The sequence below is a fragment of the Streptomyces sp. NPDC004610 genome, from assembly GCF_040609715.1.
Taxonomy (GTDB): Bacteria; Actinomycetota; Actinomycetes; order Streptomycetales; family Streptomycetaceae; genus Streptomyces.
On record NZ_JBEXLA010000009.1, the window covers coordinates 138,671 to 153,152 of the forward strand.

General features: G+C 68.5%; 11 protein-coding genes and 1 tRNA gene. 6 read left to right on the plus strand and 6 right to left on the minus strand.

All coding sequences use genetic code 11. The annotated features are described in order from the left end of the window. Positions 1-368 precede the first annotated feature (368 nt). The 4 genes from ABZX40_RS12380 to ABZX40_RS12395 form a co-directional block, all read right to left on the minus strand. Positions 369-1,754: an OFA family MFS transporter gene (locus tag ABZX40_RS12380; RefSeq protein ID WP_355732302.1), complete on the minus strand. Its 1,386-nt coding sequence runs from the start codon at positions 1,752-1,754 to the stop codon at positions 369-371. A 134-nt stretch (positions 1,755-1,888) separates the two neighbouring features. Then, positions 1,889-4,033 carry an acetate--CoA ligase family protein gene (locus ABZX40_RS12385; RefSeq protein ID WP_355732703.1) on the minus strand — a complete coding sequence of 715 codons (2,145 nt, stop codon included), beginning with the start codon at positions 4,031-4,033 and terminating at the stop codon, positions 1,889-1,891. Between the two features lie 4 nt (positions 4,034-4,037). After that, entirely contained in the window at positions 4,038-5,270 is a 1,233-nt protein-coding gene (gene frc, locus ABZX40_RS12390; protein ID WP_355732301.1) for a formyl-CoA transferase, read from the minus strand. Positions 5,271-5,279: 9 nt separating this feature from the next. Beyond that, complete coding sequence (locus ABZX40_RS12395) at positions 5,280-6,974, minus strand: thiamine pyrophosphate-binding protein (protein ID WP_355732299.1); 1,695 nt, start codon at positions 6,972-6,974, stop codon at positions 5,280-5,282. A gap of 143 nt (positions 6,975-7,117) precedes the next feature. Between ABZX40_RS12395 and sucC the strand changes: the two genes are divergently transcribed. The 4 genes from sucC to ABZX40_RS12415 all read left to right on the plus strand — a co-directional run bounded on the left by sucC (position 7,118) and on the right by ABZX40_RS12415 (position 11,301). Continuing rightward, a complete protein-coding gene (sucC, locus tag ABZX40_RS12400) occupies positions 7,118-8,251 on the plus strand; it encodes an ADP-forming succinate--CoA ligase subunit beta (RefSeq protein ID WP_355732298.1) in 1,134 nt (377 codons plus the stop codon). A gap of 10 nt (positions 8,252-8,261) precedes the next feature. Then, a complete protein-coding gene (gene sucD, locus ABZX40_RS12405) occupies positions 8,262-9,140 on the plus strand; it encodes a succinate--CoA ligase subunit alpha (protein WP_355732296.1) in 879 nt (292 codons plus the stop codon). Between the two features lie 240 nt (positions 9,141-9,380). Then, on the plus strand, positions 9,381-10,934 hold the full coding sequence (locus ABZX40_RS12410; protein ID WP_355732294.1) for an aldehyde dehydrogenase family protein: 1,554 nt from the start codon (positions 9,381-9,383) through the stop codon (positions 10,932-10,934). Between the two features lie 279 nt (positions 10,935-11,213). After that, positions 11,214-11,301: transfer RNA gene (locus tag ABZX40_RS12415), tRNA-Leu, on the plus strand. Positions 11,302-11,389: 88 nt separating this feature from the next. Here the strand turns inward: ABZX40_RS12415 and ABZX40_RS12420 are convergent. Together ABZX40_RS12420 and ABZX40_RS12425 are read right to left on the minus strand one after the other, a co-directional pair. Then, positions 11,390-12,586 (minus strand): tyrosine-type recombinase/integrase, encoded by a 1,197-nt coding sequence (locus ABZX40_RS12420; protein ID WP_355732292.1) that lies wholly within the window; start codon positions 12,584-12,586, stop codon positions 11,390-11,392. Between the two features lie 92 nt (positions 12,587-12,678). Continuing rightward, the gene (locus ABZX40_RS12425) at positions 12,679-13,230 is read right to left on the minus strand and encodes a hypothetical protein (RefSeq protein ID WP_355732290.1); all 552 of its coding nucleotides are present in this window, start codon (positions 13,228-13,230) and stop codon (positions 12,679-12,681) included. A gap of 129 nt (positions 13,231-13,359) precedes the next feature. Here ABZX40_RS12425 and ABZX40_RS12430 point away from each other — a divergent pair, with 129 nt between their 5' ends. Both ABZX40_RS12430 and ABZX40_RS12435 read left to right on the plus strand, forming a co-directional pair. Next, entirely contained in the window at positions 13,360-13,524 is a 165-nt protein-coding gene (locus ABZX40_RS12430) for a helix-turn-helix domain-containing protein (protein ID WP_355732288.1), read from the plus strand. A 65-nt stretch (positions 13,525-13,589) separates the two neighbouring features. Continuing rightward, positions 13,590-14,189: a hypothetical protein gene (locus ABZX40_RS12435; protein ID WP_355732286.1), complete on the plus strand. Its 600-nt coding sequence runs from the start codon at positions 13,590-13,592 to the stop codon at positions 14,187-14,189. The last annotated feature ends 293 nt before the right edge of the window (positions 14,190-14,482 follow it).

The window sequence follows — 14,482 nt, forward strand, 5'->3', positions numbered from 1 at the left end:
GCAGGCGCCTTAGCAGCCACGCGGGCCACGGCCGGGGAACCCGAGCCGCCGCCCGGCCCGGACGACCCCGCACGGGGGGCCGGGCCCAGGACGACGACCACGAAGACCGGGACGGCCTACGGCCCCGGAGAACGGCGGCATCCCGGTGCGGCTCGCCCGCATCGGTGTGCACCGCCGTACCGCCGGGGGCTCCTGTCGAGCGCGCAACCGAACTTCCGGCCGGTGGCGGGGAAGGGGGAGAGCGACGTCGGCGGCCGGTCGCACCGAGGCGGTGGAGCCGGCCGCGCGCGTCGGACACTTCGCGATGGGGACGGTGTGCGGCGTCGGACGACATGCTGTTCTGTGCCGCGTACGGATCCGCCGTCAGGTCACGCGGTTTCCTCGCCGAGCGGTTGGGGATTGGGGGTGATGCGCTTGTCCTTGTCGCGTCCCGGTGGCGAGAGGAACAGGGCCATGCAGCCGGCGAACAGCGAGATGGAACCGGCCAGGATGAACGCCCCGGAGTGACCCCAGGCGCCGACCACCACGGCACCCATCCCCGCGCCGAGACCGGAGACCAGTTTGGCGCTGTAGACCATGCCGTAGTTGGACGCGTTGTTGTTCTCACCGAAGTAGTCCGCGGTGAGCGCGGCGAACATCGGGAAGATGGCACCGCCGCCGAATCCGGAGATCGAGGAGAAGACCAGGAACAACGGGAGGTTCTGGAGCTCCGCCGCCCAGAGAATGCCGTACTGGGAAAGCCCCAGGATCACACAGACCACCAGCAGGCAGCGCTTACGGCCGTACAGATCGGAGAGCCAGCCGATGACCCCGCGGCCGGTGCCGTTGACGATGGCCTTCAGCGACATGGCCGTGGCCACGATGCCGCCCGCGAATCCGGCCTCCTCGCCGATGTCCACCTGGAAGGCGATACCGAAGATGTTCACCCCGGACGTGCAGGCCAGACAGAACCACATCAGGGCCACCCGGCCGGTCTGCCAAGCCTCCTTGGGCGTGTACTGGTGGACCGCCGGGGGATTCATCCGCAGCGAACGGGCCGCGCGCGGATCCTTCGGCGGGTTCAGCGGGTCGATATCGGCCGGCCACCAGTTCTTCGGCGGGTCCCGGAAGAAGAATCCGGCGAACGCCACGACACCGGCGAGGAACACCCCCACCGCGACCAGCACCCAGCGGAAGTTGGTGATGTCCATATAGCCGGTGAAAAGGAACACGAAGGGCACCGAGCCATAGGCGAAACCGCCGTTGACGAAGCCGGTCTTGCCGCCCTTGCGCTCCGGATACCACTTGCCGACCATATTGACGCAGGTGGCGTACACCATGCCCGCGCCCATACCGCTGAACATACCGAAGCCGATATAGGCGACGATGACATGCGGCGCGTAGGCCAGTGACACATAACCCGCCAAGGTGCCCGCCGCGCCGAGCATCATCGCCCAGCGGGCCGGTAGTTTGCCGCTCTCCCGCAGCTTTCCCGCCGGGAAGGCCACGGCCGCCTGGAAGAAGATCCAGACGGTCATCATCCAGAAGATGTGCATGCTGTTCCAGCTGTGCGCGATATGCAGCGTGTCCTCCGCGGACGCGAACGCGTACTCGGCGGAGGAGATGCCCATCATGCCGATCCACGGCAGGATGACCATCCACTTGCGCTTGCGTCCCATCACATCGATGTCGGACTCGCCGACGCGATAGACGCGTCCGTTCTTGTCGGTCACCTCGCGGTACGAGGCCACCTGTGGAACGTCGGTGGTCGTCATGATTCCTTGCACCCCTTGCGTCGAAAGTTCTGGCCAGCGCCCCCTGTCCATGCCTTTCGTGTGCACTCGCGTGCGCGCTCGGGCTCCGGGGCCGGGCGACGCGCACCGCGCCGCCCGGCCCCCGCTCCCTCAGCTCATGAACCGCCCCCCAACAGGCCCGCCGCGCGCGCCCAGCGGTACTTGGCGCCCAGCACGGCCACGGGCTCCTCCGTGGTGTAGGGATACGCCACGACACCCCGCTCGAAGAGGTACTGACACGCCTCCTCGACCTCGACATCACCGGCCAGCGAGGCCACCACGGGCTTCTCTATGCCCCGCTCCCGGAACTCGGCCACCACGCGCGCGGTCAGCTCGGCGAAGACCATGGGAGGCGTGACGATGGTGTGCCAGTAGCCGAGGACCAGCGCATGGATACGGGGGTCCTCCAGCCCGAGCCGGATCGTCGCCTCGTATGTCGACGGCGGCTCGCCCCCGGTGATGTCCACCGGGTTGCCCGCGGCCCCGAAGGGCGGGATGAAGGCGCGGAAGGCGGCGTCCAGGTCGTCCGGTATCTCCATCAGCGAAAGACCGTTGTCGGTCACCGCGTCGGAGAGCAGCACACCGCTGCCGCCCGCCCCGGTGATGATCACGATGTTGTCGCCCTGGGGGGCCGGGAGCACCGGCAACGCGCGCGCGTACTCCAGCATGTCGTTCAGGCCCGAGGCCCGGATGACGCCCGCCTGCCGCAGGATGTCGTCGTACACCGCGTCGTCGCCCGCCAGGGCCCCGGTGTGCGAACCGGCCGCCTTGGCGCCCGCCGCCGTACGGCCCGCCTTGAGGACGACGACCGGCTTCTTGGGCACCGTCTCCCGGGCGGCCCGCACAAAGGCGCGGCCGTCCTTGAGGTCCTCCAGGTGCATCGCGATGCACTCGGTGTGCGGGTCCTCACCGAACCAGGTCAGCAGGTCGTCCTCGTCCAGGTCCGACTTGTTGCCCAATCCCACGATGGCCGACACGCCGGTCCTGGTGGTGCGGGCGAAGCCCAGGATGGCCATCCCGATGCCGCCCGACTGCGAGGTCAGCGCGACCCCGCCCTTGACGTCGTAGGGCGTGCAGAACGTGGCGCACAGGTCCTGCCAGGTCGAGTAGTAGCCGTAGATGTTCGGGCCCAGCAGCCGGACGCCGTGCCGTTCGGCGATGGCCACGATCTCGTCCTGGAGCTCCTGCTCACCGGTCTCGGCGAACCCGGAGGGGATCAGCACCGCGTTGGGGATCCTCTTGCGGCCGACCTCCTCCAGCGCCGCCGCCACGAACCTGGCGGGAATGGCGAACACGGCCACATCCACCTCACCGGGAACGTCCGTGACACTCTTGTACGCCTTACGGCCGAGGATGTCATCGGACCTGGGGTTCACCGGGTGGATCTCGCCCGCGAAACCGCCGTCGACCAGATTGCGCATGACCGAGTTGCCGATCTTGCCCTGCTCGTTCGACGCGCCGATGACCGCCACCGAGGACGGCTGCATCAGGCGCCGCATCGAGGTGAGGATCTCCGCGCGCGTGTACTGCCTCCGCTGCTTGACGGGAGCGTCGGAGAGGATCACCCGGATGTCGGCCGCCAGGGCGCCGTCCGGCGTGGCGATCACCGGGTTGAGGTCGACCTCGGCGATCTCCGGGAAGTCCGTCACCAGCTCGGAGACCCGGCGGATCTGCTCGGCGACCGCCCACCGGTCCACGGCCGGCGCGCCGCGCACCCCGCGCAGGATCTCGGCCGCCCGGATCGAGTCCAGCATCGACAGCGCCTCGTCACCGGTGACCGGCGCCAGCCGGAAGGTGATGTCCTTGAGGACCTCCACGAGGACCCCGCCCAGGCCGAACGCCACCACCTTGCCGAACGTCGGGTCGGTGACCGCGCCGACGATCACCTCCTGTCCCTTGGGCAGCAGTTCCTGCACCTGGACGCCCTCGATCCGGGCACCGGCGTCGTACGCGCGCGCGTTGTCCACGATCCGGTGGAACGCGGCCCTCACCTCGGCCGCGCCCTCCACCCCGACGACGACCCCGTCGGCGTCGGTCTTGTGGAGGATGTCCGGGGAGACGATCTTCAGGACGACAGGTCCGCCGAACCGCGCCGCGTACGCCACGGCCTCGTCGACGTCCGTCGCCAGTTCCTCGCCCGGTACGGCGATCGCATAGGCGTCGGCGATGACCTTGCCCTCGGGTGCCGTCAGCGCGGTCCGCCCCTCGGCCCGCACCGCGTCGAGGAGCGTACGCACCCTCAGCACCCGGTCTTCCGCCATCACGTCAGATCACTCCGTTCGACTTGAGCAGGCGCAGTTCCTCGTCACCGAGGCCCAGTTCGCCGACATAGACCGCCTCGTTGTGCTCGCCCAGCAGCGGTGAACCGACCACGTCGACGGGGGAGTCGGACAGCTTCAGCGGGCTGCCGACGGTGATGTACTCGCCGCGCTGGGGGTGCGGGACCCTCACGACCATCTCGTTGGTGGCCAGCGAGGCGTCCTCGATGATCTCCCGGGTGGACAGGATCGGCCCGCACGGGACGTTGTGCGCGTTGAGCCTCTCCAGCACCTCCCACTTGGGAAGCGTCGCGGACCACTCCTCGATCAGCTGGAACATCTTGCCGAGCTTGGGCAGCCGGGCCTGAGGGGTCGCCCACTCGGGGTCCTCGGCCAGCTCGGGACGGCCGATCAGCTCGGTGATGGGCGCCCAGCCGACCGGCTGGACGATCACATACACATAGTCGTTGGGGCCGCCCGGCGCGCACTTGACGGCCCAGCCGGGCTGGCCGCCGCCGGACGCGTTTCCGGATCGGGGAACCTCGTCGCCGAAGTCCTCGTTCGGATATTCAGCGAGAGGACCATGGGCCAGGCGCTGCTGGTCGCGCAGCTTCACCCGGCAGAGGTTGAGCACCGCGTGCTGCATGGCCACGTTCACCCGCTGCCCGCGCCCGGTGTGCTCCCGCTGGTAGAGCGCCGCGAGGATGCCCGCCACGGCGTGCACACCGGTGCCCGAGTCACCGATCTGGGCTCCCGTCGCCAGCGGCGGCCCGTCCTCGAACCCGGTGGTCGACATCGACCCGCCCATGGCCTGGGCGACGACCTCGTACGCCTTGAAGTTGGTGTACGGCCCGTCGCCGAAACCCTTGATGGAGGCATAGACGATACGGGGATTGATCTCCTGGATGCGGTCCCAGGTGAAGCCCATGCGGTCGACCGCGCCCGGTCCGAAGTTCTCGACCATGACATCGGAGCGCCGGATCAGCTCGGTGAGGATCTCCTTGCCGCGTTCGGTCTTGGTGTTGAGGGTGATGCTGCGCTTGTTGCTGTTCAGCATCGTGAAGTAGAGCGAGTCCACATCGGGCAGATCACGCAGCTGCTTGCGCGTGATGTCACCGGACGGGGCCTCCAGTTTGACCACGTCCGCGCCCAGCCAGGCGAGCAACTGGGTCGCGGAGGGCCCGGACTGGACATGGGTCATGTCCAGGACGCGGATGCCTTCGAGTGCCTTGGCGGTCACCGGATCACCTCACTTGTACATGGTCTGGTTCATGGTTCCGGGGGCGTACGCGTCCGGGTCGACCCAGACGTTGATGAGCGACGGCTTGCCGGACTCGCGGGCGCGGCGCAGCGCCGGGCCGATGTCGGCCGGGTCGCGGACCTCCTCGCCGTGACCGCCGAGCAGCTGGGCGAACTTGTCGTAGTGGACGTCGCCGAGGGTGTTGCCGACCCGCTCGCGCTCCTTGCCGTACTTGGCGGCCTGGCCGTAGCGGATCTGGTTCATGGAGGAGTTGTTGCCGACGATCCCGACGAAGGGGAGGTTGTAGCGGACGAGGGTCTCGAAGTCCCAGCCGGTCAGGGAGAAGGCGCCGTCGCCGAAGAGCGCGACGACCTCCTTGTCGGGCCGGGCCTGCTTGGCCGCGAGGACGAACGGGACACCGACACCGAGGGTGCCGAGCGGGCCGGGGTCCATCCAGTGGCCCGGGGACTTCGGCTGGACGACCTGGCCGGAGAAGGTGACGATGTCGCCGCCGTCGCCGATGTAGATGGAGTCCTCGGTGAGGAAGTCGTTGATCTCGCTGACCAGCCGGTAGGGGTGGATGGGCGAGGCGTCGGACCTCAGGCTGGGCAGCCGCTTCTCCAGGGCGGTCTGCTCGGCGGCGCGCAGTTCGTCCAGCCACTCCTTGCGCCTGGAGGCACCGCCGTTGAGTCGCCCGGTGGCGGCCTCGGTGACGGACTTCAGCACCAGTCCGGCGTCGCCGACGATGCCTAGGTCGATGTCACGGTTCTTGCCGACGGTGCGGTAGTCCAGGTCGATCTGGACGACGGTGGCGTCGGCGGAGAGCCGCTTGCCGTAGCCCATCCGGAAGTCGAAGGGGGTGCCGACGATCACGATGACATCGGCGTTCGAGAAGGCGTAGCGGCGGGAGAGCTGGAAGTGGTGCGGGTCGCCGGGCGGCAGGGTGCCGCGACCGGCGCCGTTCATATAGGCGGGGATGTTCAGCCCGCGGACGAGTTCGATGGCTGACTCGGTGCCGCGGGTGGTCCAGACCTGGCTGCCGAGCAGGATGGCCGGCTTCTCGGCGTGCACCAGCAGGTCGGCGAGCTTCTCGATGGCCTCGGGGTCACCGGCCGAGCGGGTCGAGGCCCGGTAGGCACCGGCCTTCGGTACACGCGCCTTCTCGGCCGGGACCTTGGCGTCCAGTACATCGCGCGGGATCTCCAGGAAGGAGGGTCCGGGGGCGCCGTGGAAGCACTCCCGAAACGCCATCGACACCATGTCCGCCGCGCGGGCCGTGTCCGGCACGGTCGCCGCGAACTTGGTGATCGGGTTCATCATGTCGACGTGAGGGAGGTCCTGGAGGGACCCCATCTTGTGCTGGGTGAGCGCACCCTGGCCGCCGATGAGCAGCATGGGGGACTCGGCGCGGAAGGCATTGGCGACACCGGTGACGGCGTCGGTGGTGCCGGGCCCCGCGGTGACCACGGCACAGCCGGGCTTGCCGGTGATCCGGGCGTAGCCGTCCGCGGCATGGGCGGCGACCTGCTCGTGGCGGACGTCGACGACCTCGATGCCTTCGTCGACGCAGCCGTCGTAGATGTCGATGATGTGCCCGCCGCACAGGGTGTAGATGACCTCCACACCCTCCGCCTTGAGGGCCTTGGCGACGAGGTGCCCACCCGAGATGAGCTGCTCGTTCTGGTCGCGGCTGTCGTCAGGCATGGCGAAGTCCTGTCCCTTCGTAGGGGGTTGGAGCAGTCTCGCGGTACATTGCATACAGTCGACGAATACTGTATGAAGCTTGTTATCCCGCATCCGGTGGGTGGTGTCCAGGGGGCGTGCGACACTTTCAGTCAGGAGCCGAGATGGACCTGTACGAACACCAGGCAAGGGAACTCTTCGAGGAATACGGCATCGTGGTGCCGCGGGCCGAGGTCACCGACTCGGCCAAGGAAGCCCGTGAGATCGCCCGTCGGCTCGGCGGCAGGGTCGTGGTGAAGGCCCAGGTCAAGACGGGTGGCCGCGGCAAAGCGGGCGGCGTCAAACGGGCCGCCGACCCGGCCGCCGCAGAACTGACGGCCCGTCAGATCCTCGGTATGGACATCAAGGGCCACCTGGTTCGCACGGTGATGCTGGCCCAGCCCGTCGACATCGAGACCGAGTACTACATCTCCTACGTCCTTGACCGCGCCGCAGGCCAGTTCCTGGCCATCGCCTCGGCCGAGGGCGGTATGGACATCGAGGAGGTCGCCGCGACTCGGCCGGAAGCGGTGGCCCGCATTCCGATCGACCCGGCGACCGGGGTCACCTCCGCCAAGGCCGGCGAGATCGCCCTGGCGGCCAAGCTCCCCGCGCAGACCGTGGACGTCCTGGTCCGCCTCTGGGAGGTACTGATCCGCGAGGACGCCCTGCTCGTCGAGGTCAACCCCCTGGTGCGCACCGCCCAGGGTCGGATCCTCGCCCTCGACGGCAAGGTCACCCTGGACGACAACGCGGCCTTCCGGCAGGCCCGCTGGGGCGCCGAGGCCACCGAGCACGACGACCCGCTGGAGGCCGTCGCCGCCGAACGGGGCCTCAACTACGTCAAGCTCGACGGCGAGGTCGGCATCATCGGCAATGGCGCCGGACTCGTCATGTCCACCCTCGACGTGGTCGCCGGCTGCGGCGCCCGCCCTGCCAACTTCCTGGACATCGGCGGCGGCGCCTCCGCGCAGATCATGGCCGACGGACTGTCGGTCATCGTCTCTGACCCGGATGTGAAGTCCGTCTTCGTCAATGTCTTCGGCGGCATCACCGCCTGCGACGCCGTCGCCGACGGCATCGTCCACGCCCTGGACACCGTCACCCTCACCAAACCACTGGTCGTCCGCCTCGACGGCAACAACGCCGCCCGGGGCCGCGCCATCCTGGACGCGCACGCGCACCCCTTGCTCCGCCAGTCGCCCACCATGGACGACGCCGCCCGCACCGCCGCCGAACTCGCCCACGCCGCAGCCTGAGGAGCCGGACATGGCCATCTACCTCACCAAGGAGAGCAAGGTCCTCGTCCAGGGCATGACCGGCGGCGAGGGCATGAAGCACACCCGGCGGATGCTCGCCGCCGGCACCCAGGTGGTCGGCGGTGTCAACCCGCGCAAGGCCGGCCGCAGCATCGACTTCGACGACCGCGCGGTCCCGGTCTTCGGCACCGTCCACGAGGGCATGGAGGCCACCGGCGCCGAGGTCACCGTCGTCTTCGTGCCGCCCGCCTTCGCCAGGGCCGCCGTCACCGAGGCCGCCGACGCCGGGATCGCCCTCGCCGTCGTCATCACCGAAGGCATCCCCGTCCACGACTCCGTCGCCTTCACCGCCTACGCCCGCCGGCGCGGCACCCGCATCATCGGCCCCAACTGCCCCGGCCTGATCACCCCCGGCCAGTCCAACGCCGGCATCATCCCCGCCGACATCACCAAGCCCGGCCGCATCGGCCTGGTCTCCAAATCCGGCACCCTCACCTACCAGCTGATGTACGAACTGCGCGACATCGGCTTCTCCACCTGTGTCGGCATCGGCGGCGACCCCGTCGTCGGCACCACCCACATCGACTGCCTCGCCGCCTTCCAGGACGACCCCGACACCGAACTGATCGTCCTCATCGGCGAGATCGGCGGCGACGCCGAGGAACGGGCCGCGGCCTACATCCGCGAGCATGTCACCAAGCCCGTCGTCGGCTACATCGCCGGATTCACCGCCCCCGAGGGCAAGACCATGGGCCACGCCGGAGCCATCGTCTCCGGCTCCTCCGGCACCGCCCAGGCCAAGAAGGAAGCCCTGGAAGCGGTCGGAGTCCGGGTGGGCAGCACCCCGACGGAGACGGCCCGCCTGGTGGTCGCCGCGCTGGACCAGTAGGGGACGCCCCTACGGCCCTGTGCACCGCGGTGCGCGCGCCGTGCACGGGACCTTCCCGTACGTCCCCGTCCACCGGGCCCGGCGCGCGCCCATCTCCGGCGTCCTCTCCGGCGTCCTCCCGGGCCTCCGGCCCCGACGCCAGGACCAGCACCCGAGCCGCCGCCCCGCACCCCTGCACCCCCCACCCCCCTCGCCCCGCACCCTCCCGCCCCGACTGTGCACCGAGAGCGGAGTCCACCGATGGCACCCACCCCTACCCTCACCCTGAAATCCGGCACCTCCTGGACGGACGCCTGGCAGCGGTGCCTGGCCGTCGTCCCGGAGGCATTCCGGGACGACCGCGTCCTCAACCTCTGGAACGCCGGCTGGCAGCCCGACGGCCGCACCCTGCCCGCCACCACCCCCGTCGACGGCAGCCCCATCACCGGCCCGCCCCGCCTCGACCGCGCCACCGCCCAGCAAGCCGTACGCGCCTCCCTCGACCAGCACCGGGCCTGGCGCCACCTCCCGCTCGCCGAACGCCGTGCCCGGGTCGCGGCCACCCTCGACGCCCTCACCGAGCACCGCGAACTGCTCGCCCTGCTGCTGGTCTGGGAGATCGGCAAACCCTGGCGGCTGGCCACCGCGGATGTCGACCGGGCCATCGACGGTGTGCGCTGGTACGTCGACGGCATCGAACCCATGCTGGAGAACCGGGCCCCGCTGGACGGACCGGTGTCCAACATCGCCAGCTGGAACTATCCGATGAGCGTGCTCGTTCACGCCATGCTGGTCCAATCACTGGCAGGCAATGCGGTCATCGCCAAGACCCCGACCGACGGCGGCGTCGCCTGCCTCACCCTGGCCGCGGCCCTCGCCGCCCGCGAGGGCATCCCCGTCACCCTCGTCAGCGGCAGCGGAGGCGAGCTGTCCCAGGCGCTGGTGCGGGCGCCCGAGATCGGCTGCGTCTCCTTCGTCGGCGGCCGGGACACCGGCGCCGCCGTCGCCACCGCGGTCGCCGACCTCGGCAAGCGCCACATCCTCGAACAGGAGGGACTCAACACCTGGGGCATCTGGAACCACTCGGACTGGGACGCCCTCACCGCGGTCGTCCCCAAACTCTTCGACTACGGCAAACAGCGCTGCACGGCGTATCCGCGCTTCGTGGTCCAGCGCGCGCTGTTCGACGACTTCCTCGCGGCCTACCTCCCGGCGGTCCGCACCCTGAAGGTCGGGCACCCGCTCGCCGTGGCCCACCCCGACGACCCCTACCCCGACCTGGACTTCGGGCCGGTGATCAACGCGGCCAAGGCCAAGGAACTCACCGACCAGGTCGCCGAGGCCGTCGACCGGGGCGCCGTCCCGCTGCACCGCGGACGGCTGGCGGACGCCCGCTTCCTCCCCGGCCAGGACACCTCCGCCTATGTCCAGCCGGTCACCCTCCTCGGCCCCCCGCCGTCCTCGCCCCTCCACCACGCCGAGCCGTTCGGCCCGGTCGACACCATCGTCCTGGTCGACACCGAGGCGGAACTGCTGGCCGCGATGAACGCATCCAACGGCGCGCTGGTCGCCACGCTCTCCACCGACGACCGCGCGACCTACGACCGGCTCGCCCCGCAGATCCGCGCGTTCAAGGTGGGCCACGGCAGGCCCCGCTCCCGGGGCGACCGCGACGAGCTCTTCGGCGGCTTCGGCGCGTCCTGGCGCGGCGCCTTCGTCGGCGGCGACCTGTTGGTCCGCGCGGTGACCCGGGGACCGACGGGGGAGCGGCTGGCGGGGAACTTCCGGGAGTACCACTTGATGCCGTCGGCCTGATCCATCGATGTGATGCCGTCCACCCGACGCCGTACGCCCGACTCCGTCCCGCGCGATGCCGTACATCCCCCGCCGTACGCCCGACTCCGTCCCGCGCGATGGTGCCGCGCACCTGAGGTGACCGATCCCTCGCGATGAGTGACGCCTCCGACCCCGGCGCACCCCTGCCCCACAGGGGTGTCCGGGCGACGGAAAACGCAGGTGAGAGGCGCTCCGAAACCTTGGTATGGTTGTCCACGTTGCTGCGGGGAAACCCCCGCGCCAAGCGGCGGACACCTTGTCCGGGTGGCGGAATGGCAGACGCGCTAGCTTGAGGTGCTAGTGCCCTTTATCGGGCGTGGGGGTTCAAGTCCCCCCTCGGACACCAGCAGAGACCCCAGTTGACCTGGGGTTTTTCTGTTTCCCCGACTGTGGCGTGACCAACCACGTGACCAACAGCCGAGCGAGTTTCCCGGTCAGACCAGGGATGACAGGCCGAGTCGGCCCGCGCCGGACGCGGCCAGTCGCCGCGCCCCGTCCTTACGAGAGTGGCCGTACCTGGCCATGGTGTAGCCCGGCGAGTGGTGCCGGACGTTGGCGGAGACCTCGACGGGGTTCTCCCCGGCCTCCAGAGAATTGGTCACCCAACTGTGGCGCCAGTCGTGTATCCGGAAGTCGTCCGGGAGGTGCAGACGGTTACGCAGGGTGCGCCACCGTGCCGACACCTTTTCCGGGTCCTGCGGTCCGCCCGCCTCGCCCCGGTAGAGCTTGAAGCCGTCACGGGCGAACACAAGGTCATGGTCAGCCCACGCCACCCCGAGACGCTTCCGCTCCTCGTCCTGGCGCTCCTTCTGCCGCTTCAGAATGCCGATCACGGACTGATCCACGTAGATCACGGCGTTGTCGTCGCCGTCCTTGGTCAGCTTGCGCAGACGGTAGGAGTTGCCCTCTTCGACCACGACCCAGCCCAGCTCAATCGCCCCCTCGTCCCAGCGGACGAGGGACCACTTCATTCCCAGAGCCTCACTGCGCCGCACCCCGGTGGCCGCGTACACGGTCCACAGGGGTGCGTCTCTGAGGCAGTGGTGTGTCAGACCGCCGTCACAGACGCGGTTCCCGCACGCCTCCCACACTGCGGCCAGGAATCGGGCCGTCCGGCCATCGTCCAAGGTGGGGTGCTTCTGCTCCTGGGCCCGTATCTCCCGCGCGGTGGGCGGGTGCGCCACCGCTGCCGGATTGCTCGGGATCAGTTTGGGCACAGCGGCACCGAGGGCACCGGAGAGGATGTTGTGGACGTGGCGGACGCTCTTCGCCCCGAGGGGCTTGCCCTTGTTGGTCGGGCACGGAGCCGTCTCCAAGAGCCGGTACAGATCATCAAGCGTGTCGTCGGTGACCTCGCGCAGCTTCACGTCCCCGATGTGCGGCTTGATGTGAAGACGAATCTTCGTCTCGTATCCGGCCACCGTCGTTCCCTCCTTCCTGAGATTCGACAGCCACTTGTCGAGCCAGTCACCCAGCTTCATATCCGAGCGGGGGGCGAGATTCCCCGCTTCGTGGTCGCTCTGCCACTTGCGCAGCGCCCGTTCCGCCCCGGTCTTGGTCTTGTACTCGCGTCCGATCCAGGGGCGTTCCTTCCTGCCTGTCGCCGGATTGAGGTGAAGGGGCGCACGCACACCCCAGGTGTTCGGTCTGCCCGTGCGCGGGATCTCCACCGGAGTCCCCCCGAGCCCGTTACCGCGTTTTGCCACGTGAACGGATTTCCTTTCTAGTCGTTCCCCATCAGGTAATCGGTGATCTTGTCGAGGTATTCGCCCGTGGTGATCTCCCTCGCTTTGATGGTGAGTTTGCCCCCGGCCTTTCCTGGCACGGTGGTCAGCAGGTCCCGTTTCCGGGCCTCTTTGAGGTGGCCCCGGATCGTCTCGGGGCGCTTGTGGGTTAGTTCGGCCAGGTGCGCCGTGACGTTGGGTGCGGCTCGTGCGACCGCCCGGACGTACGACTCGGCGAGGAACGCCAGATAGGCGTCCGAGACGCCTTCGGTGGCCAGAAGCCACCGAAGGGCTTCGGCCTCTGTGTCCTGCGCCACCTCGTGAAGGGTGTCGGTGGGTCGGGCCGCGCGGAACTGGTCGCCTGCCTTCTTGAAGTCGATCTGCCGCAGGACCGTGGAGGACGTCCCGCCCTGGATGGAAGCGGGGTCGGCGTCCGGGTGCGGAGTGATCAGCACGCGTGTGGGGCCGCTGGCCGGGTCTGCGTCGGACGCCCATGTCAGGAGCACTCGCCAGGGTCCTACGTCCTGGGTGATCTGAATGTGTGGACTCATACCCCCACCGTAACACCCCGGGTGGTCACACCTAGGCTTGACAGCGTGGGTTGATGAACGTACTCCTGGAAGCAGGCCGGACAGCAGCGGGCGGAAACAGTCGCCCACCGGCAAGACAAGGGAGAAGCATTGACCAAGCTGATGACGCTGGACGACGTGGCCGAGTACCTGAACAAGCCCCGGTCGTGGGTGTACGGGAATTGGCAGAGAGAGAAGATCCCGTTTCGGAAGGTCGGTCAGGCGCTTCGGTGCCGACCGGGCGACCTTGAGAAGTGGCTGGACGGCCAGAACTGACGAACTGTGGTGAGTGAACGCCCCTGGGCAACCGGGGGTTTTCTGTTTCCAGCAAGAGGGGCGGAATGGCGGCAGCGGAGACGAAGCGCGTTCAATTGGTTTGCGCCTGGTGTAAGGAGGAATGGACGTTTCTCCGCCCGAAGAGCAAGCGGGGCCCGAACCCGGTGACCAACCCCGACCACCCACAATGCGGAGTGAAACGGCAGAACCAGAACCGCGCCATCCGTCGCGCGCAAGAACGTGAAGGCATTTCCTACGAAGCATGGAACCTTCACCCACCGGCCAAGGTGGACAACCTGACCGTGGAGGAAGAATCCGCCAGACGGGATGCAGTCGAACGGCCTTGGTGGCACCGCTCTCTGGAAGCGGGCCTGGACGATGGGGTCGATGGCCGTCTCTGGGACGACTGGCGGAGCAATGGCGTCACGCACGTAGACAGCACCGTCGCGTACTCGAATGACGAAGACCGGAAGACAGTCGAGAGGTGGTTTCAGGACAGCCTGGCCGTCAAGACAGGTGACTATCTGGGCCAGACAGCGACGAAGGGCCGGAAGATAGCCGTCATCGGATCTGCGCGCCCTTGGCGAGAGGCGAACCAGCCCAGGGAGCACCTGTGCACAAGAGGACCGGCAGAACGCATGGAACCGTTCGGCATGAGCGAGTGACAGACCCTGTCCGATTTTTTATATGAGTGAGGGGGCTTTCTCCTCGGAGTCAAGCTCACTGGGCGGTGAGCCTCTGACGCGGATGAGAGTCCGGGCCTGTTTGAAGTCCAGAGCACCACGAAGGTGCTCGAATGCAGCTCTGCGGATACCTGCCTGTGAGACAGCGGCTACAACACAGAGTCAGCCCCACACCCTGTGAAGTAAATGTACGGGGTAGGGGACCTGTCTTCTCTTTCGTTGTCCTGTTGTGAGGTATAGGGCCGCCCTTAAGCGGCCCTTCTCTACGATTCTTC